This is a genomic window from Pseudomonas mucoides (assembly GCF_015461845.1).
GTDB lineage: Bacteria > Pseudomonadota > Gammaproteobacteria > Pseudomonadales > Pseudomonadaceae > Aquipseudomonas > Aquipseudomonas mucoides.
On sequence record NZ_JACOPW010000001.1, the window covers coordinates 195,663 to 215,287 of the forward strand.

The 19,625-nt window shown below is 59.1% G+C and carries 21 protein-coding genes; 15 read left to right on the forward strand and 6 right to left on the reverse strand.

Translation table 11 applies throughout. From position 1 onward, the window contains the following. Positions 1 to 430 precede the first annotated feature (430 nt). The 3 genes from H8F22_RS32500 (at position 431) to H8F22_RS00915 (ending at position 1,438) form a co-directional block, all read left to right on the forward strand. Complete coding sequence (locus H8F22_RS32500; RefSeq protein WP_081744002.1) at positions 431 to 679, forward strand: hypothetical protein; 249 nt, start codon at positions 431 to 433, stop codon at positions 677 to 679. A gap of 158 nt (positions 680 to 837) precedes the next feature. Next, complete coding sequence (locus H8F22_RS00910) at positions 838 to 1,068, forward strand: hypothetical protein (protein WP_027925363.1); 231 nt, start codon at positions 838 to 840, stop codon at positions 1,066 to 1,068. Positions 1,069 to 1,198: 130 nt separating this feature from the next. Continuing rightward, on the forward strand, positions 1,199 to 1,438 hold the full coding sequence (locus tag H8F22_RS00915; RefSeq protein ID WP_027925362.1) for a DUF2789 domain-containing protein: 240 nt from the start codon (positions 1,199 to 1,201) through the stop codon (positions 1,436 to 1,438). A 9-nt stretch (positions 1,439 to 1,447) separates the two neighbouring features. Here the strand turns inward: H8F22_RS00915 and H8F22_RS00920 are convergent, their stop codons facing one another. The 3 genes from H8F22_RS00920 to H8F22_RS00930 all read right to left on the reverse strand — a co-directional run bounded on the left by H8F22_RS00920 (position 1,448) and on the right by H8F22_RS00930 (position 3,980). Then, positions 1,448 to 1,651 (reverse strand): hypothetical protein, encoded by a 204-nt coding sequence (locus H8F22_RS00920; RefSeq protein ID WP_059181031.1) that lies wholly within the window; start codon positions 1,649 to 1,651, stop codon positions 1,448 to 1,450. A 120-nt stretch (positions 1,652 to 1,771) separates the two neighbouring features. Beyond that, the gene (locus H8F22_RS00925; protein ID WP_407692643.1) at positions 1,772 to 3,415 is read right to left on the reverse strand and encodes a methyl-accepting chemotaxis protein; all 1,644 of its coding nucleotides are present in this window, start codon (positions 3,413 to 3,415) and stop codon (positions 1,772 to 1,774) included. A 160-nt stretch (positions 3,416 to 3,575) separates the two neighbouring features. Next, positions 3,576 to 3,980, reverse strand: a complete 405-nt coding sequence (locus H8F22_RS00930; RefSeq protein ID WP_007907888.1) for a TraR/DksA family transcriptional regulator — start codon at positions 3,978 to 3,980, stop codon at positions 3,576 to 3,578. A 366-nt stretch (positions 3,981 to 4,346) separates the two neighbouring features. Here H8F22_RS00930 and H8F22_RS00935 point away from each other — a divergent pair, with 366 nt between their 5' ends. Beyond that, positions 4,347 to 4,958: a glutathione S-transferase gene (locus H8F22_RS00935; protein WP_194939632.1), complete on the forward strand. Its 612-nt coding sequence runs from the start codon at positions 4,347 to 4,349 to the stop codon at positions 4,956 to 4,958. Between the two features lie 25 nt (positions 4,959 to 4,983). Then, the gene (locus H8F22_RS00940; RefSeq protein WP_027925358.1) at positions 4,984 to 6,087 is read left to right on the forward strand and encodes a DNA alkylation repair protein; all 1,104 of its coding nucleotides are present in this window, start codon (positions 4,984 to 4,986) and stop codon (positions 6,085 to 6,087) included. Between the two features lie 88 nt (positions 6,088 to 6,175). Here H8F22_RS00940 and H8F22_RS00945 read toward each other — a convergent pair whose 3' ends face one another. After that, complete coding sequence (locus H8F22_RS00945; protein WP_194939633.1) at positions 6,176 to 6,652, reverse strand: VOC family protein; 477 nt, start codon at positions 6,650 to 6,652, stop codon at positions 6,176 to 6,178. Positions 6,653 to 6,826: 174 nt separating this feature from the next. Between H8F22_RS00945 and H8F22_RS00950 the strand changes: the two genes are divergently transcribed. Then, complete coding sequence (locus H8F22_RS00950; RefSeq protein WP_194939634.1) at positions 6,827 to 7,423, forward strand: eCIS core domain-containing protein; 597 nt, start codon at positions 6,827 to 6,829, stop codon at positions 7,421 to 7,423. A gap of 120 nt (positions 7,424 to 7,543) precedes the next feature. Here H8F22_RS00950 and H8F22_RS00955 read toward each other — a convergent pair whose 3' ends face one another. Further along, positions 7,544 to 8,659, reverse strand: a complete 1,116-nt coding sequence (locus tag H8F22_RS00955; protein ID WP_194939635.1) for a formylglycine-generating enzyme family protein — start codon at positions 8,657 to 8,659, stop codon at positions 7,544 to 7,546. 191 nt (positions 8,660 to 8,850) lie between these two features. Here H8F22_RS00955 and H8F22_RS00960 point away from each other — a divergent pair, with 191 nt between their 5' ends. Both H8F22_RS00960 and H8F22_RS00965 read left to right on the forward strand, forming a co-directional pair. Then, the gene (locus H8F22_RS00960; protein WP_194939636.1) at positions 8,851 to 11,376 is read left to right on the forward strand and encodes an arylsulfatase; all 2,526 of its coding nucleotides are present in this window, start codon (positions 8,851 to 8,853) and stop codon (positions 11,374 to 11,376) included. 243 nt (positions 11,377 to 11,619) lie between these two features. Continuing rightward, the gene (locus H8F22_RS00965) at positions 11,620 to 12,054 is read left to right on the forward strand and encodes a DUF2721 domain-containing protein (protein ID WP_032833640.1); all 435 of its coding nucleotides are present in this window, start codon (positions 11,620 to 11,622) and stop codon (positions 12,052 to 12,054) included. 302 nt (positions 12,055 to 12,356) lie between these two features. Here H8F22_RS00965 and H8F22_RS00970 read toward each other — a convergent pair whose 3' ends face one another. Continuing rightward, positions 12,357 to 12,929, reverse strand: a complete 573-nt coding sequence (locus H8F22_RS00970) for a cytochrome b (protein WP_027925354.1) — start codon at positions 12,927 to 12,929, stop codon at positions 12,357 to 12,359. Positions 12,930 to 13,134: 205 nt separating this feature from the next. Here H8F22_RS00970 and H8F22_RS00975 point away from each other — a divergent pair, with 205 nt between their 5' ends. The 7 genes from H8F22_RS00975 to H8F22_RS01005 are packed head-to-tail and all read left to right on the forward strand — an operon-like array spanning position 13,135 to position 19,480. Further along, positions 13,135 to 13,812 (forward strand): thermostable hemolysin, encoded by a 678-nt coding sequence (locus H8F22_RS00975; RefSeq protein ID WP_027925353.1) that lies wholly within the window; start codon positions 13,135 to 13,137, stop codon positions 13,810 to 13,812. Then, positions 13,802 to 15,283, forward strand: a complete 1,482-nt coding sequence (locus H8F22_RS00980) for an AMP-binding protein (protein ID WP_194939637.1) — start codon at positions 13,802 to 13,804, stop codon at positions 15,281 to 15,283. The genes H8F22_RS00975 and H8F22_RS00980 overlap by 11 nt, the downstream gene beginning before the upstream one ends. Then, entirely contained in the window at positions 15,280 to 15,954 is a 675-nt protein-coding gene (locus H8F22_RS00985) for a TenA family transcriptional regulator (RefSeq protein WP_027925351.1), read from the forward strand. The genes H8F22_RS00980 and H8F22_RS00985 overlap by 4 nt, the downstream gene beginning before the upstream one ends. Beyond that, positions 15,941 to 16,750: an SDR family oxidoreductase gene (locus tag H8F22_RS00990; RefSeq protein WP_194939638.1), complete on the forward strand. Its 810-nt coding sequence runs from the start codon at positions 15,941 to 15,943 to the stop codon at positions 16,748 to 16,750. Before H8F22_RS00985 ends, H8F22_RS00990 begins: the two co-directional genes overlap by 14 nt. Further along, positions 16,747 to 17,391, forward strand: coding sequence for a tetratricopeptide repeat protein (locus H8F22_RS00995; RefSeq protein WP_027925349.1), 645 nt, complete (start codon positions 16,747 to 16,749; stop codon positions 17,389 to 17,391). Before H8F22_RS00990 ends, H8F22_RS00995 begins: the two co-directional genes overlap by 4 nt. Positions 17,392 to 17,402: 11 nt before the next feature. Next, positions 17,403 to 18,065 (forward strand): response regulator, encoded by a 663-nt coding sequence (locus H8F22_RS01000; RefSeq protein WP_027925348.1) that lies wholly within the window; start codon positions 17,403 to 17,405, stop codon positions 18,063 to 18,065. After that, the gene (locus tag H8F22_RS01005) at positions 18,062 to 19,480 is read left to right on the forward strand and encodes an ATP-binding protein (protein ID WP_194939639.1); all 1,419 of its coding nucleotides are present in this window, start codon (positions 18,062 to 18,064) and stop codon (positions 19,478 to 19,480) included. The genes H8F22_RS01000 and H8F22_RS01005 overlap by 4 nt, the downstream gene beginning before the upstream one ends. Positions 19,481 to 19,625 lie beyond the last annotated feature (145 nt).

Consider the following 19,625-nt stretch of genomic DNA (forward strand, 5'->3'; position numbering starts at 1 on the left):
TCGAGATTACTTACTGCCAAGGAAACATCCCCACATCTGAAATGGATGCCGCACGCAGGACAAACGCGCAGCAGAAAAAAGCGGCCATGCCGAGGGTCTAGCAAATAAACCGGGTTGAAATCCTGATCCGGGCAGAGGGCTTATGCATCGCGAGGTCAGTGAGCGTACTGGAATAACACTCGCGCCGTCTTCCCTCAACGTCGTCAGATGTTGAAGGAAAATGCCCTTCTTGCTGCCAGAGAAAACAGGACTACCAACTTTAAGGAAAAAACCCTACAAGAAAAGCACTTTTCCGACATATCGCACGCAAAAAATTGCTTTAGATGGACACCATTCGCCCACCCTTGATGGCGATTCTAGAGCAGCGATGCTGACAGAGACTAGCCAAAACGGCATACATACGTCGGCAAAACAATGAAAAGGACTTCATATGTGCACAATGACTCACTTTGCAACCGACCAATCGCCTTACACGCACGACGCCTTAGCGCTGTCGCAGGCGTTATACGAACAACCGCCCTTCCCTCCTGTAAGCCCTGCCCGACCCAGGTTCCAGGTCGTCCTAGCCGGTAACGCGTTTTTCCATATCAAGGAAACTTCCACAGGACGCGTCAGAGGTTTCCGCGGTGACCACAACCAGGCTTGTGCGCTTGCTCGCTCACTTGAATCACGCGAATAAAGCCACGCCTGAGTTCATTCCAATAGACGTTTCGTCACACCGTCGAGTTAACTCAGCCGTCGGCGGGCAACTACTGCCATACTGCCCGCCCCATGAAACCCGTTCCCACGTCGGACGGCGCTCAAAACAACAAAACATTTCCAAGGGAAGGCTGCTACGTGACGGAATTTGATATCGGCGAATTTATTATCCGGGGCGAAGCCAGAGAGATCGACGGCGAATTCCAGGCAGTGATAGTCATGCGCGCCAAACCAAAATTGACCACGGTGACGTATCACCAGGTCGAGAAAGATCGCTGGTTCAAAACGGCAGATGTCGCCGCCATCGCCGCTCAGGAAGCGGCCATTGAACTGAAGGCTGCCGTCGATGCAGGGGCATTGAAAGCCTGATCATCAAATTTGCCGTCTATGCTCACTCCTGTTTTTGAACATCCATCGAACTCCTGAAGCGCGGCCGCCTCAGATGCAATGAAGCCGCCCTTCAGATCTCGCATTCGACGCGACCCACCAGGAGATGAACATGGATTCACCTACACACGACTTGAAAGGTTTGTTCGACCAACTCGGTCTGGACTCCAGCCAAAAAGGCATCGACGATTTCATCGCCAGCCATTCACCGTTGGCCGGAGACAAAAAAATGATCGACGCCGAGTTCTGGACCCCGCAGCAAGCCGGCTTCCTCAAAGAACAGATACGTAAAGACGCCGATTGGGCGCGAGTGGTCGACGACCTGAATCTGCGCCTGCACCAGCGTCACTAGCCAGCACAGTCAGTGCAGGCTGCCCGCTGATTCGACGTTCAATTGCGCCAGCCAGGCAGCCCTGCACTCCTCTGCCTCACCGCGACTGGAAAACGCCGTCCCCCGGCGCTCGCCGTTGAGCAGTACCACCCAACAAACGCTCTGTCCCATCGCGCGCAAACAGGCGGGCACCCCGCTGCCAATCATCACCGCGATATCCAATTTGCTTTGCATGCTGGCCTCTCGAATTTCATTAGCAACCTAACAATGAAGGCATGTTAATGAGTTCATCCGAGAGGAAACAGCAACGAGGCTGCACAGCTTCGTTGCCGGAATCGTAACAATCGCCAGCGGCTAGCGTGGCCCTTGTGGTTTGTAACCCAGGCGCAAACCGCCCCAATGCCGGCCCTTGACGAGGATGGGCACAGAGAGATCGTGCATCAGTTCGCCGGTGTCGCGGGTATACGTCTGCAACAACACCGGCTGCTGATGGCTGCCGCAGCGGATACCGGTGCGATCAGCGAATTTGCGCTTGGTGCGGTTTTGCAAAGTATCGACCGTCGCATCGCCCGTCAGCGGCTGGCTGAAGACCGTGTTATGAGTCGGCACATAACCCTGCTGTGTGCAGGCGATGGCAAACACCAGCCCTTCATGACGCGGCAACAACGGCTCCTGAATCGTCGGCAGGACCTGATCGGTGTAGCGGTCGAAGCGGGTCTGGAACTTGGCCGGGCTGGTATTGGGGATCGCCTGATAATTGCGATCAAACAAGTCATCGAGACTGACACGTCCCTGGTCGATATCCGCTTCGAAACGCGCGGCAATCTGGCTTGCGCCTTCCCGGGCCAGGTCATAAATCCGTTGGTGATAGTCATCCAGTCCGACTTCGGCCAGGCGCTCGCTGATGGATTCGGCCTGCCCTTCCATTTGCACGGCGGCCTGGGCCAGACGCTGGGTCTGCTGGTCGCTGATCGCCAGATCGCTGCGCATCTGTTCGATGGCATGAAACAGGCTGTCGAGTTGTTCGCGATTGGTGTCGGCGCCACGGGCGATTTCCCCGACCTGATGCTCGACACCCGCCGCCAGGCGCGCAATGTTTTCCAGGTGCTGACCGGTATGCTCGACTTGCTCGACACCTGTATCGAGGTCGCTGGAGAGTTGGCGGATCTGCTCGACGACCTGGGCGGTGCGTTGCTGGATATCGGCGACCATCTCGCCGACTTCACCGGTCGCCGTCGCGGTCCGCGCGGCCAAGCCCCGTACTTCATCGGCCACCACCGCGAAACCGCGCCCGTGCTCCCCGGCCCGCGCCGCTTCGATCGCGGCGTTCAATGCCAGCAGATTGGTCTGGCTGGCGATGGACTGGATCACAAGCGTCACCCGCTGGATATCGTCGCTGCGCAGGCTCAGGGCCTCGATCAGCTCGCGACTGTTGCTGGCGCGTTCGCTGAGTTGATGCATGCGGGCGATGGACTCGATCAACTCCTTACGCCCGGCGGCACCGCTCTGATGCGCTTCACTGGCGGCGCCGAGCGCTTCGCGGCTGAGCTTGGACGTGACTTCTTCGGTCGCGATCATTGCCTCGGCATTGCGGACAATCTGCGCCGCCGCGCTGAGTTGCGATTGCAGCTTGTCCGCCAGTTGCTTGACTGAAAAGGCCACGCCAGCCGCAGACAGTGCGTTATGGCTGGTGGTGTAGGAAAGATCGCGGGTCAATGTGGTGATGGCGCTGGCGTTTTCCGCCGGCGAGTCTTGAGGCGCAGCGCGGGAACGCAGACGCGGCAACCAGATAATCATCACCGCCAACGGCAAGCCGAGGTAAAGCGGCCATCCACCCAGCGCCATGCCGCACAACAACAGCATCAGGGCGATGCTTTGCAGGGTCGGCGTCAGCCAGGGGTTTTTCGGCAAAAGTACTGGCGCAGGCGCGGCCGTCGCCAGAGATCCGTCTCTCGTCATCTTCGTCACCCCACGATCTTCTAATTGTTGTCTTCGCATTAAACGCCACTACAAGGCCATTATCTATGGTCCATTAGTCGTGGGTAGTGCAGTAGATCAATAGAGGCGCATGAGCTTTTTTACAGACGAAAAAAAGCATCGCGGGCCAGCCTTGCTCCTTTGGGAGTGAGGCTCGCCCGCGATGCGGGGCGCTACGAAATCAGGCCTGACGCTGGTGCTTGTCGATCTGTTCGTGACGCTCTTGCGCTTCGATGCAGTACTTGGTGGTCGGGCTGATCAGCAGGCGTTTCAGGCCAATGGCCTCGCCGCTGTCGTCGCACCAGCCGAAGCTGTCTTCTTTGATGCGTTCCAGAGCCTGTTCCAACTGAGGCAGCATGCGCTGGTCGCGATCGATCGCGTTGACCAGCCAGGTGCGCTCTTCTTCGACAGAAGCCGCGTCTGCCGGATCGGCCGGGGTGTCCAGGCTCTCGATGGCGATGCGGTTCTGCTCGATGCGCTCATGGGTTTCGACTTTCATGTTCTGCAACAGCTCGCTGAAAAAAGCATGTTGCTCAGCATTCATGTAGTCATCCGCCGGCATGGCCAGCAACTTGTCCTTTGTCATTGATATCTCTATAAAAAAACGTGCATTAAGGCGAATTAGGGAGCGTTCCGGCGGACCTGTTGAAGGCCATCGGAAAGGCGCCGTTTATTCCAAGCGCCACCCGGCACTCAATTTACGAGGGGCGGCAGTCTAAGGCCGACTTGAGGCCCCAGCAACTGAAAAGTCAGCGAATTTGTCCGACAAGGTACGCAAAGTGCTCTACTGCGACCGTTGCGGCGGTTATCGGAGTGCGTTTATAGCAAGAAATTCAATCGAGCGGCTGTATATAGAAGACAAACGGCCGCACAAGCCCTCCCTTTGCTTGCAGGGCGCGGATCCTCAGCTAAGGTTGACCGTCCCGAATGGGTCCTCTGCAGGAGTGTATTAATGAAGCTGATCGGCATGCTGGATTCACCCTACGTAAGGCGCGTGGCCATTTCTGCCCAACACCTGGGCATCAACCTGGAGCACCAATCGGTCTCAGTGTTTCGGCACTTCGAGCAATTTCAACAGATCAACCCGGTGGTCAAGGCGCCGACGCTCGTGCTGGACGACGGCGACGTGTTGATGGATTCAACCCTGATCATCGACTATCTCGAAGCCCTCGCCGGCCCCGGCAAAAGCCTGATGCCCAGCGACCTCAAGCAGCGGCTGCGCGCCTTGCGGGTGATCGGCCTGGCGTTGGCGGCGTGCGAAAAATCAGTGCAACTTTATTACGAGCGCAACCTGCGTCCCGCCGAGATCCAGTTTCAACCGTGGGTCGAACGCGTCGAAGGCCAATTGGCCGCCGCTTATTCATCACTTGAACGTGAACTGGAAAAGCAGCCGTTAGCGAATGGCGCCTTGATCGCGCAGGACGGGATTACAGTGGCAGTCGCCTGGAGCTTCACCCATCTGGTGATCCCGGATCAGGTCGATGCCGAGCGCTTCCCGCGAATTGCCGCCTTCACCGCGCAGGCAGAAAAGCTTGAGGCGTTCATCAATACCCCGATAACCTGAGCCGCCCACCCGACCGGACTCACCCATGACCGCCGCCGAACAACCCGCCCCGGCGCTGAAGGAAATCTTCAACGCCGAGCGCCTCAAGCACATCGCAACCGAAATGACGGCGGTTTACCCCGGGTTCAAGGCCAAGGCCTTCCTGAGGATGGCCAACGACGGCCTCGCCGACCTGTCGATCATGCAGCGCATGGCGCGGGTCAGTGAATGCCTGCATGCGGTGCTGCCGCTGGGGTATGACGAGTCGCTTGAGGTGCTGCGCGCCCTCGCCCCTCGGCTGAACAGTGGTTTCGTCAGCATTTCGCTGCCGCATTATGTGGCGATGTATGGCGAACATGATTTCGAGCAGTCGATGGAGGCGCTCAAGTATTTCACCGCGTTTGGCTCGGCGGAATTTGCGGTTCGGTATTTTCTGCGCAGTGATTTGCAGCGTTCATTGGCGCTGATGCAGGAATGGTCGCGGGATCAGAATGAGCATGTCCGACGCCTGGCCAGCGAAGGCAGCCGACCGCGCTTGCCGTGGTCGTTCCGGTTGGAGCAGGTCCAGGCAGATCCGACGCTGGCGGCGCCGATTCTCGACAACCTGAAGGCGGATGAAAGCCTTTATGTGCGCAAGTCCGTGGCCAACCACCTCAATGACATCACCAAGGATCATCCGGAATGGGTGCTGGACCTGATCGAGGGTTGGGCGCTGGATAACAAGCACACGGCGTGGATTGCCAGGCATGCGTTGCGCAGCTTGATCAAACAGGGCAATCAGCGAGCGCTGGCGATTATTGGCGCCAGTGGCAAGGCTGAGGTCGAGATTGTCGGGGTGACGGTCGAGCCGGCGGTGATTCGGCTCGGAGAGAAAATCACCCTGTCGTTTGGTGTGAAATCCACCGTACCCGACAGCCAACGACTGGTGATCGACTATGCGATTGATTACGTCAAAGCCAATGGCAGCACGTCGGCGAAGGTGTTCAAGCTCAAGACCTTGACGCTGCCCGGCAACGCCAGCGAACTCGTCAGCCGTGGCCAGCAGATCAAAGAACTCACCACCCGCAAACACTACATGGGCGTGCATGCCGTGCACATCCTCGTAAACGGCGAACGCCTGGCCAGCACCGCATTCGAAATCCTCCCCTGACCTGTAGCCGCTGACGAGCAACGCAAGGCAGCGTTCGGCGGCGATGCAGTCGCCAATCAGCCCCCCCATTACCACAGGAGTACCGCGCTTACCGGACTGGGAGGACCTCGTCCTCGAACGCCGCCGCAACAAATGCCTCCAGCGCCTTCTCTTCCAGGATTTCGATAGAGAAGTGCCCGAAACGCTTGGGCAACCAGAGGATGCGTGTCCCGGATGGGGATTGCAGGTTCGCGCGGGCCAATGGCTTGCCGTTTTCATCTTCCGGCTGAACACCGGCGGCTATCAATTCGTCAAAGGCCTTCTCGATGTCCGGTGTCGAGTAGCAATGGCGATAAATCATCCCCTCGCCCGAGGCGTCCAACAGTTCCTTCAGGTTCCCCGCCAACGGCTGTACCAACATGAAGCGCTCTTGACCGATCAGCGCAATCGCGTAGTGCACGTGCAGACCACCGCGTTCCCAAATGAGGGTTCTAGAGATCCTGGCTTGCAGTATGTTCGCGTAGTAAGCACAGGCTTCGTCGAGACTATTGACCAGTACATCGATGTGGCTGAACTTCAGTTCCATTGCATGCTCCTGCCGCCCCGGCGTCCTGTTGACCCTTGGATGAGACATGGAAAACAAGTCCCCCCCTTTTTGGAATTATGCTGATGGGGTTGATTCGGGTCTAGGCTAAAGCGATCCGGGTCGTCGATCAATTTTGATCCACTGTTCGCGCCGCATCCGTCCCTGGAGCGCCCAATGCCGCCCATCACCAAGCGCCTGATGACGCTGCTTTTTCTTTGCCTGCCCCTTGAAGTGCCCGCCCAGACCAGTCCCTGCCCTGCGGGTGAAAAACAAGTGTGCCTGGATAGCTGCATTTGCCTGCCAGACGTGGGGCAACTGCTCGGCCTGCCACCTGATGGCATCTACCAGATCGCCGCACCCGCCTTGGCGATGTGGCTGACTCAAGCCCGGGCTGAAGCAGCCACTGCCGATACTCAACCCATTCCACCGCACATTCGCGAGCAACTGTTGCGCTGGTATGACCCCGGCGTGCTCGATGCCGCGCGCTATAAAGTGAGCGATAACGGCCAATTCACCGCCGCCGCGGCCATGCTGCAAAACCCCGATGTCGGTGCGGTGACGCTGATCGACGTCATCCTCTTTCGGGATGCTCAAACGGCAGAAGTGAACATTGCGCTCTGGGCTCATGAGCTGAAGCATGTCCAGCAGTTTCAGGAATGGGGAGTTGAGGGATTTGCCCAGCGGTATACGCAGGATTTCAATGCGGTGGAGGCGCCAGCGTATGCCGTGCAGGGTGAAGTCAGGCGGTGGGTGCGGGAAGGCAATGACTGAAGCGTTGCAAAGCTGGTTGTTGTCCAGGGGAGCTGTCGATACCAGAGAACCCTCAAGGGGTTGGGCGCCTTGGCCGAACATTTTTGACGGCACTACGCGACACCAGCGTGCGGATTGTATTCAGCGGATCTTTTTCCATTGATCATTGCTCATCGCCAAGCGAAATCCGAGATGTGACATGGCATTCATCGGATCCGCCCCCTGCCTGGCACTGGTTCGAAAGCTCGTGCAGTAGCTGTCGCTACAAAGAAAAGATCCACCTCGAATCACACGCTGAGGCGCGTTGGCCGTTGCCCCGAGTGCTGGGTCATAGCTGTCCGGCGGCCCCACCGGGTTAGACGAGACTCCGCCAGCTGACTGACGTTTGAGTTCAAGGTTAAAGGCATCAGTACGATACCAATCGGCGACCCACTGCCAAACGTTCCCGGACATGTCGTACAGCCCATACGCGTTAGGTTTGTAACTTCCTACCGGTTGGGTGCCAATCTTGAATGTATTGCTGGACCCGGTCACTGGAAACGGTTGTACCTCATCCCAGGTGTTGGCCATTTTTTGGCCGCCCGGCGTGAAATCATTCCCCCACGCATAGTCCGCTTGTTTCAGCCCCCCTCTTGCGGCGTATTCCCATTCCGCCTCGGTCAGCAGACGTTTATGTGCCCACTGCGCGTACGCCTCCGCGTCTTCATGTGAAACCTGAACGACCGGATGGGTTTCCTTGCCCTCGATGCTACTGCCCGGGCCTGACGGATGACGCCAGTTGGCCCCGGGAACAAATGCCCACCACTGGCTGAAATCATCCAGGGGGATTGGCCTGTCCGTGCCCACGAAAACCAATGCGCCAGGCACCATGACACTGTCGTCCGGCTCTGGAGTACCTGCGGGTAGCTGTACTTTCAGATCGTCCCATTCAGGCTTGCGTTCGGCAGTAGTGACGTAATGTGTTTCAGCAATGAAGCGGGCGAAATCGGCATTAGTGACATCATGACGGTCAATCCAGAAACCATCGAGCCGAACCTTGTGAGCCGGCCCCTCACTGGGCTTCGCCTTCTTGTTATCGCTCCCCATCAAGAACTCGCCGGCAGGAATCCAGACCATCTCCGGGGGGCCATTTTTTCCATCACCCAGCGTCATGGGCGATGGATCACGAAGGTGCTGATACACCGCGAAAGCCAGGCCGACAGTCAGAAGTCCGACTGCAACAATGGCATTGCTCCAGCGTTTGTTCTTGAGCTGCATCGGCGCGTCCACGGGTTTGTCTGGCTGCGAGGATTGTGCGGTTGATCGCTGACCGAGCGCACCTGCAAAGACTGGTTCAATTGACAAATATCAATAAAGGCAACACCAACACAGGCCACTTTTAATCGCGCACATTCCCTGTCCGAGCGGCAACCCGTTTGCAGCGGTGTGTTCCCAAACAGGAGCCAATGATGATCCCTCCTCGTTCAACCTCGGTGCGGCGAACCGTCTCTCCCCTGCTGCTATGCCTTGCCCTCGGCGTGTACACCAACAACCCTCAGGCCGATCAACTCAATGGTCCGCCGGGCACGACCAGCACCACCCGAATCATTTCCGGCGATCAGCTACCGGCGCCCGACATACCGTTCGGGGGCACGATCACGGACATTGCGCAAAGCTCCAAACCCTACTGGCCGGCGACCATCGTGCCGCCCAAGGGCGCGCCGAATGTGCTGCTGATCATCACCGATGACGCTGGCTACGGGGTATCCAGCACCTTTGGCGGGGTGATTCCAACGCCCGCCATGGATCGCATCGCGGCCAACGGCCTGCGCTACACCCAATTCAACTCCACCGCGCTGTGCTCACCGACCCGCGCGGCACTCATTACCGGACGTAACCACCACTCGGTCGGTTTCGGGACTGTTTCCGAAACGGCCACCGGTTATCCCGGCTATGACAGCATCATCGAAAAAAACACGTCGACGATCGGCCGCATTTTGCAAGATAACGGTTACCACACCTCCTGGTTCGGCAAGGATCACAACACCCCAGCCTTCCAGGCCAGCCAGGCCGGGCCCTTCGGTCAGTGGCCAACCGGTATGGGGTTTGAGTACTTCTATGGCTTTATCGGTGGCGACACCAATCAGTGGCAGCCCAACCTGTTCCGCAACACCACACAAATCTATCCATTCGAGGGCAAGCCTGGCTGGAACCTGACCACGGCAATGGCCGACGATGCGATCGACTACATGCAACGCATGAACGCCCTGACCCCGGACCGTCCATTCTTTGTCTACTACGCACCCGGCGGCACCCACGCGCCACATAACGCTACGCAGGAGTGGATCAAGAAGATCAGCGACATGCACCTCTTCGATGGCGGCTGGAACCAGCTGCGCGAGACTATCTTTGCCAACCAGAAAAAGCTCGGTGTGATTCCGCCGGACACCCGACTGACCCCTTGGCCCAACGATCTGTTGCCCGACTGGAACAGCCTGAGCGCCGACCAGAAGAAGTTGTATATCCGCCAGGTTGAGGTGTTCGCCGCTTACGAGGCCTATACCGACCATGAGATCGGCCGCGTGATCCAGTCCATCGAGGACATGGGCAAACTGGACAACACCCTGATCATCTATATCACCGGCGACAACGGCACCAGTGCTGAAGGGCAGATGTTCGGAACACCTAATGAAGTCGCCATGTTCAACGGCGTGCAAATACCGGTCGAGTTGCAACTGAAGAAATACTACGACGCCTGGGGCAGCGACCAGACCTACAACCACATGGCTGCTGGCTGGGCCTGGGCCTTTGATGTGCCCTTTACATGGGTCAAGCAGATCGCATCGCACCTGGGCGGCGTGCGTCAGGGCATGGCCATTTCCTGGCCCTCGCGAATCACCGACAAGGGCGGCATCCGTACCCAGTTCCACCACGTCATCGACATTGTGCCGACCATCCTGGAGGCCACCGGCGTCAGTGCGCCGAACACGGTCAACGGCATTGCCCAGAAGCCCATTGAAGGCAACAGCCTGCTTTACACCTTCGACAAGACAAACGCCCAGGCCCCCTCTGCCCACAAGACTCAATACTTCGAAATGCTCGGCGACCACGCGCTCTACCACGACGGCTGGATGGCCAGTACCAAAGTGGTGCGGGCCCCTTGGAATATGACCGCCAAAGCCTCCGACCCCATGCAGATGCAATGGGAGTTGTACAACCTGAACGAGGACTACTCACAGTCCACCGATCTGGCGTTGCAGAACCCGGAGAAGCTCAAACAGCTGCAGGCCATGTTCATGGATGAAGCGCGCAAGTATCAGGTACTGCCGCTCGACACTTCAGTACTGCCGCGGATGATAGCCCCAAGGCCGAGCATTACGGCCGGACGCAACGTGTTCACCTGGGAACATCCTCTGAAGGGCACACCCAATGGCGATGCGCCGAGCGTGCTGAATACGTCCTACACCTACACAGCCGAGGTGGAAGTTGGCGATAACGGTGCCGAAGGCATGTTGATCACCCAGGGCGGACGTTTCGCTGGCTACGGCTTCTACCTTCTGAAGAGCAAACCGGTGTTCCTGTGGAACCTGATCGATCTGGAGCGGGTACGCTGGGCTGGTGCCGACGCGCTCACACCGGGCAAACATGTGCTGGAATTCGACTTCAAGTACGACGGTCTCGGCGCTGCAACGCTGGCGTTCAACAGTTTTTCGGGCGTCGGTCTCGGCGGAATGGGCACGCTCAAGGTGGACGGCAAAGTCGTCGACCAACACAAAATGGAGCACAGCCTTCCCTTCACCCTGGCCTGGGATGAAAGTCTGGATATCGGATCTGACACCCTCACCGGGGTCAACGACGCTGACTATCTGCCGCCGTTCACGTTCACCGGCAAGCTGAACAAACTGACGCTGAAGATTGACCGTCCCGAGTTGACCCAAGCCGATATCGAGAAGTTGAAGCAGGCCCAGCAAGCCATCGAAAGCGGCAAAGAGTAACGCATGAATTCAAAATACGCGGCGATACAGGTTGCACGCGCGCCGACGAACCAAGGAGTAAATTGACCCGGCGACGGTTGCAACTAAACCGTCGCTATCCAACCGCCGGCCAACCTCCGCGAAACGGGATGCCAAAGCTGTGTTTGTTGCGGCGATGCGATCTGGAGGAGGCAGTGAGTTCCAAGTGGCGCCTTATTCCAGCCTGGAAAATGGCAGATACTCGGCCTATAGGGGGGCTCTCAATTGAACGAGTTCATTCCTGACGCTGTACGGTTGTCCCACATCTTTTCACAAGCAACAGCCCCTACGTTTTTCTTGGGTGCAATAGCGGCGTTCGTTTCGTTAATGTCTTCGAGGTTATCAGTTGTCATCGACCGTACACGGGTACTCAATGCGATCCCCGAAGACGACCTGAGCCGTGCGCACCTCAGGGTCGACCTGGAGCGATTGCGGCGGAGGGCTGACTTATTGAGCGCCGGTATCCTGTCTTCTTTACGCGGCGGACTGTGCGCCACCCTGCTGCTCGCTATTATCTTTTTAACCGAGTTCATCGGTTTCAAGTACGCCTATGGTGCCGGTCTACTTTTCGTCGTTGCCACGTACTTCCTCGGTGTAGGTCTTTTTCGATTCGCCCAGGAAGCTAAAATCAGTGTTAGTTCGGCAGATGAACACCTGTGACCGATTCAAATTGCAAATACCCAGTCCGGAGTCCCGAGACACAGAGCGATGGTGTAACGCTATCGCCGTGCTCATCGTCAGCGGAACAGAGGCAAATGACGCACTGCCTCAGGCGAACGAAATCCCTGTAGGCGTGAGCCTGCTCGCGATGGCGATGTGTCACTCAGCATCGGTGCTGGATGGGCGGCCGTCTTCGCGAGCAGGCTCACGCCTACAGGGGGTTGTGTTTTGCCTGAGGGGTATTCAGGGGACTTCAATAGTCCGTGTATTGTCTTTTTGCCTGGCCCGCACCAAATTCAAGATCATCGCTGGCGCTGATTGACCGCATTGCCGGATCGGCCCGGCAGCATGCGGGTCAGGGTGTTGTCGCGGACCCAATAGTGATGAAACAGCCCCGCTGCCGCGTGCAAACCGATCAGCCAGTAACCGGCGCTGCCGAGCAGTTCGTGCCAATGCTTGAACTGCCGGGCCAGATCAGGATCAACCGCCACCAATGACGGCAGGTAGAACCCGAAATAGGGCATCGGCTTGCCGCCGGCCGAGAGCATCAGCCAGGCCAGCAGCGGGGTGGCGATCATCAATCCGTACAACGCCAGATGCATCAGGTGCGAAATGCCGGTCTGCCACAGGGGCAATGCCGGGGTGATGGGCGGACGAGGCGTGAGTCGCCCCAGCAGCCTCACCCAGACCAATATGAAAATGCTCAACCCGAACAGCCCATGAAGCCCCAGAAACAGGCCCTTCAACGCATGCCCGCGGGGGAGCATGCCTTTGAGCTCGATACTGGTGTAGACGCCGACAAACAAGCCCAGCATCAGCCAGTGCATGATCATCGACAGTTTTCCATAGCGAGGTGCTGCTGAGTCGCGGGTCATAAGGGGCCTCGTAAAGTTGTTGCCGGCTGGCGAGTCATTCGCCTTACCTGGGTCCGATGTGTCACCGAACTGACTGGCCGCACATTGCCCGCCAAGTCTTAAGGCAGTCTGAAGACCGCTGCCCTCCTCCTTTTTTCCACCTTCAGACTCTCTTAAGTATTGCCTTCAATACTCTTCCTCAATTGAACCGTGGAGGCGTCTTCCCATGCCCGATTTTGAGTGGAACATCGCGCTCCCCCTGCGTTTCGGCCAATCCGAAACCGAACAGATGAGTTTGCACAGAGCGCTGCCGGACGAGCCCCGGCGCCCCCTCTTTGAAGACTTTATCCAGCAACGCTTTCGCAAGGCCCACGGTGCCGACATCCGTCATTTCATGCCCGAACTGTTCGGCATGAGCAACGCGGCGGGCGAACTGTGTGCGGTGGCCGGGATTCGTCTCGCGAGTCTTGGGCAGTTGTTTCTGGAGCGTTATCTGGACGAATCGATCGACCCGCTGATCAGCGCGGCCGCCGATCGCCCCGTGGACCGTGCCGGCATCGTCGAAGTCGGCAACCTGGCCGCCAGTGACACCGGCAGCGCACGGATGAGCATCATCGCCATCACCTACCTTCTGGCCATGGGTGGCCTGGAGTGGGTGGCGTTCACCGGCAATGTCGGCCTGGTCAACAGCTTTCATCGCCTGGGCTTGAAACCCGTGACGCTGTGCGCCGCCGATCCCGAGCGGCTGGGTGATGAGCGCCACCACTGGGGCAGTTATTACGAAAGCAAGCCCTGGGTACACGTGGGCAACATTCGCGCCGGCTTCATCCATTTGCACAACAGCGGGATGTTCAGTCGCCTGGGGTTGCCAACGTCCAATGAGGAGTCCAGCCATGTCGCCTGAAACCGAACGGTTCAAACAGACCCTGCGCAACCATGCCGAACGCACACCCAGCACGATTGCGTTGTGGGGCGATCAGGTGAAGGTGGACTACGCCACGCTGTACGCCGAAGTGCTGACTCGCCAGCAGCGTCTGCGCGATGAACACGTCAGGGTGCTTGCGCTGGCCCTGGACAATGGCGTTGAAGCGATGCTCTGGGACCTGGCCGCGTTGTTCGAAGGCCTGACCTGCCTGACGTTGCCACCGTTTTTCAGCCCGGCCCAGCGCCGCCACTGCCTGGAACAGAGTCACGCCGAACGGGTGATTGCCGAGCCGCAGCTGGACGCCGAACTGCAGGAGGCCGGCTACGAGAAAGCCGACGGGTTCTGGTGCCGGACCTTCATGGACGCGAATCGCCTGCCCGAGGGGACCGCCAAACTGACCTTCACCTCCGGCACCACGGGTACGCCCAAAGGCGTGTGCCTGAGCGCGGAGAGTATTTTGACGGTCGCTCGCGAACTGGATCAGGCCAGCAAACCCACCGATCCGCAGCATCACCTGGCGCTGTTGCCCTTGGCGATCCTGCTGGAAAACCTCGGTTGTTATGCCGCGTTGTATGCCGGCGCGACCTTGAGCGTGCCCAGCCAGAAATCCCTCGGCATCCAAGGGGCCAGCGGAGTGGACGTGCCACAGATGCTCGGTTGCCTGGCCGCCCGCGCCCCCGAGAGCCTGATCCTGGTGCCGCAGCTGTTACTAATGTTGGTCAGTGCCGCCGAGCAGAAAGCCTTCAACCCCGGCACGCTGCGTTTTGCCGCAGTGGGTGGCGCACGGGTGTCCGAGGAATTGCTGCACCGTGCTCGACGTATCGGCCTGCCGGTTTACGAAGGCTACGGACTGTCGGAGTGCGCCTCGGTGGTGTGCCTTAATCGGCCCGGCGCGCGCCGTCCCGGCAGCGTGGGCCAGCCCCTGCCCCATGTAGAGATTCGCTTGGCTCAGGACGGCGAAGTGCTGGTCAAGGGTTCGACCTTGCTGGGCTATCTGGGCGAAGCACCGCCCACCGATGATTGGTGGCCGACCGGTGATCTCGGCGAATTTGACCCCGAAGGTTTTCTCTACCTCAACGGGCGCAAGAAACATCAATTCGTCACCAGTTTCGGGCGCAACGTGAACCCGGAGTGGGTCGAGTCCGAATTGACCCAGCGCCGCCACATCGCCCAGGCCTTCGTCTACGGCGAAGCCCTGCCCTACAACCATGCGCTGCTCTGGCCCTCGCGTCCTGAATGCACCGACGACGAACTCGCCGCCACCGTCGCCCAGGCCAACGAAGCCTTGCCCGATTACGCCCAGGTCCACCACTGGACCCGACTGGATCAACCCTTCACCCCCGCCAATGGCCTGCTTACCGCCAATGGCCGACTGCGCCGTGACGCCATCGTCGAGCGTTACCGGGCGCAACTGTCTGAATCTGTCTTTTCCGAGGAATCCGCATCATGAGTTTTTTCGACAGGCTGCAAGAAGCCACGCAACAAGAACGCCATGCGCTGTTCAATCTGCCGATCATTATCGACGCCCTGGAGGGCAAGGTCAGCCTGGAAAGTTACCGCGCGTTTCTGGCGCAAGCCTATTACCACGTACGCCACACCGTGCCCTTGATGATGGCCTGCGGCGCGCGTCTGCCGTTGCGTCTGGAATGGCTGCGCAAAGCCGTTTGCGAATACATCGAGGATGAATACGGCCACGAACAATGGATCCTCAATGACATCGAGGCCTGCGGCGGCGACAAGGTTGCGGTGCGCGACGGTCATCCGAGCCTGCCCATCGAGTTGATGGTCAGTTTTCTCTACGACTTGATTGCCCGGGACAACCCGGTCGGCCTGTTCGGGATGGTCAACGTGCTGGAAGGCACCAGCATCGCCCTGGCCACTCACGCCGCCGGCAGTATTCGCGAGCGGCTGGACTTGCCGGAAAGTGCCTTCAGCTACCTCAGCTCCCATGGCTCCCTGGACATCGAGCACATGCAGACTTATCGCCGCCTGATGAACACCCTCGATGATCCGGCCGACCAGGCTGCGGTCATTCACGCGTCCAAAGTGGTGTACACGCTGTACACCGACATGTTCCGTGGCTTGCCACGCGACGGGGAGACATTGCATGCGCCTGTCTGAAGCTCGTGTGGTACTCACCGGTGCCAGCGGTGGCATCGGCCTGGCGATCGCAACCGCCCTGTGCGCCAGCCGTGCCCGAGTGCTGGCGGTCGCGCGGCAAGAGGCACCGTTGGCGCCGTTGCTGGCGCGCTATCCGCAGCAGCTGTGCTGGATCGGCGCGGACCTGACCGTCCTCACCGATCGGCGCAAGGTGTTGGCTGCTGCCCAAGCCATTGGCGGGATCAACCTGTTGATCAACGCCGCCGGAATCAATCACTTCGCCATGCTCGAACAACTCGAGGACAGCGAAATCCACGCAATGATGGCGGTCAACATCAGCGCGCCGATCTGCCTGACCAAACTCTTGCTGCCGCTGCTCAAGGAAGCCGAAAGCGCGATGGTGGTGAACGTCGGCTCAACCTACGGTTCCATCGGCTACCCCGGCTATGCCAGCTATTGCGCCACCAAGTTTGCCCTGCGCGGGTTTTCCGAAGCCTTGCGCCGGGAACTGGCGGACACCCGCGTCAACGTGTTGTATGTCGCCCCCCGCGCCACCCGCACCCGGATGAACAGCCCGGCGGCCCAAGCCTTGAATGATGCACTCAAAGCCAACGTCGATGATCCGCAAACGGTCGCGGCTGCCGTGATCCATGCCATCGCCGGTGATCACCGCGATTTGTACCTGGGCTGGCCGGAACGCTTTTTCGTGCGCCTGAACAGTCTGCTGCCCCATCTGGTGGACAAGGGCTTGCGCAAGCAATTGCCGCTGATCCGTCGTCTGAGCGAAAAACCTGACAACGAGCACTTGAAACCATGAAAAAAGTCATTGCTTGCCTGATACTCGGCGCCTTGAGCCAAAGTGCCTGGGCCCTCGACCCCGCCGACCAGCAACGCCTCAAGGGCATCCAGCAAAGCTGGGCGCACATTCAATACGAAGTGCCCGAAGCGCAACGCACTGCAGCGTTTGAACAACTGGCGGCCCAGGCGTCGGCGTTCACCCAGCAACGCCAATCGGTGGCAGAAGCCTGGATCTGGTCCGGCATCGTCAACAGCAGTTGGGCCGGTGCCCAGGGCGGCCTCGGCGCGCTGAGCAAGGTCAAGGCGGCAAAAGCCGATCTGGAAAAAGCCCTGACTCTGGACCCGAAAGCCTTGCAAGGCTCGGCTTATACAAGTCTGGGTGCGCTGTATGACCGCGTACCGGGCTGGCCCATCGGTTTTGGTGATTCGGACAAGGCCGAACAGTTGCTCAAACAGGCCTTGCAACTCAACCCGGACGGCATCGATAGTCTGTACTTCTGGGGCGATCACCTCTACCGTCAAAAGCGCTACAACGAAGCCAAAAGCGCGCTGCAGAAAGCGTTGCAGGCAGCGCCAAGGCCCGGACGGGAAACCGCCGACGCGGGGCGACGCAAAGAGATTGAAGCGTTGCTGGTGGACGTGAACAAGAAACTCGACTGACAGGAGTTCGTGTGCGCTTATTACTGATCGAGGACGACGTTGCCCTCGGCGAGGGCATCCATCAGGCCTTGGGCCGCGAGGGTTACACCGTCGATTGGCTACAGGATGGTGCCAGCGCCTTGCACGCGCTATTGAGCGAAACGTTTGACCTGGCCGTGCTCGACCTCGGTCTGCCGCGCATGGACGGGCTTGAGGTATTACGGCGCTTGCGTGACAGCGGTTCCAACCTGCCGGTGCTGATCCTCACCGCGCGCGACGCGACCGAAGACCGCATTGCCGGGCTGGATGCCGGGGCCGACGATTACCTGATCAAGCCCTTTGACCTGGCAGAACTCAAGGCGCGCTTGCGGGCCTTGCTGCGCCGCAGTGTCGGGCGCGCGCAAATGCTGATCGAGCACGCCGGCATCAGCCTGAACCCTGGCACCCAGCAAGTCAGTTATCACGGCGAACCGGTAGCACTGACGCCCAAGGAATATCAGCTGCTGCACGAATTGCTCTCGCCGCCAGGCCGGGTCATGACCCGCGATCACCTGATGCAGTTGTTGTATGGCTGGAGCGAGGAAGCCGAAAGCAACACCCTGGAAGTGCATATCCACCACTTGCGCAAAAAATTCTCCACCGACCTGATCCGCACCATTCGCGGTGTCGGTTATCTGGTGGAGGAGCGTCGATGACGTCGATTCGACGCCGCAGCCTCACGCTCATCATTGGCCTGATGCTGGTCGGCGTCGCGGTGATCAGCCTGTTCAATCTGCACGACAGCAATCATGAAATCGCCGAAGTCTATGACGCCCAACTGGCTCAAAACGCCCGGCTGCTGCAAGGCGTGATGCGCATGCCCTTGGCCAACAAGGAACACGCCGACCTGTATCAGGCCTTCAATAAAGCCTTGGGCGAAGCAGACCCCAGGGTCGACGGCCATCCTTATGAAACCAAACTGGCGTTTCAGGTCTGGAATCGTCACGGCGAAGTGCTGGTACATACGGCCAGCGCGCCCTCTTTCAGCACACCGCCAGCAACACCCGGTTTCAGTGATGTGGTCGACCTGAACAATCGCCATTGGCGCGCGTTCCTGCTGGATGACAAACAGAACGAGCTGAAAATCTGGGTCGGCGAACGGGACGACGTGCGCGCGGACCTGGTGGATCGGATCATGCGCCATACCTTGTGGCCCAATGTGCTGGGCAGCTTGATTCTGGCGGTGCTGATCTGGATCGCTATCGGCTGGGGCCTCAAGCCGCTGGAAAACATGGCGGCGACGTTGCGGGCACGGCACAGCGGCTCGCTGGAACCGTTGCAACTGACCCCGCTGCCCAGTGAACTGGAGCCGATGCAAGCAGCGCTCAATCGCATGCTGGCGCAGATTCAGGAAGTGCTGGCCCGCGAACACCGCTTCATCGCCGATGCAGCCCACGAAATGCGCACGCCTTTGGCGGTGCTGCGGGTCCATGCGCAAAATCTGCTGGAGGCTGGCACCGAAGAAGAGCGCCGTGACTCGCTGGAGTTTCTGATCGCCGGCGTCGACCGCACCAGCCGCCTGGTCAATCAATTGCTGACCATGGCTCGCCTGGAACCCAAAGCCATGGCGCCGCTGCAGCACGGCATCGACCTGGCCGAAATTGTGCGCGGCAGCCTGGCTCAGCTTACGCCCTGGATACTGAGTAAAAATCTTGAGCTGGCCTTCGACGTCCAGGACCGCCCCTTCAAAGTGGTGGCCGACGCTGCCGCCATCGACATCGCACTGAACAACCTGATCAGCAACGCGGTAAATTTTTCCCCTGATAAAGGCGTGATCACCGTGCAGTTAGGTCAGGCCGATGGCTTCTATTTGCTGAGTGTCGAGGATCAGGGCCCTGGCATTGATGAAGCGGACCGCGAGCGGTTGTTCGAACGGTTTTACAGTCGCGGCAATGACCAGGGCGCGGGACTGGGGCTGACCATCGTCAACACCATCGCGACCCGGCTGGGCGGACACATCACGCTGGTCAACCGACCGGAAGGCGGGTTACGTGCGACGCTGGCTATTCCGGATAGCTCGCCACGCACGTCTTTACCGCACATGACACGGGAGTTGCCTCCCACCGTTTAAGTAAAGTCCCGCGAGTATGAGATTACGCAACCGATCGGCTTTGTACTCAATTAGGTGAATAGAGCCCACTCTAATCTGAGTTTGCGGCTGGAACCGCTCTCAACGAGCCTAAGTGCCGACCCGATGCGATGTGGAGCCGGCAGCT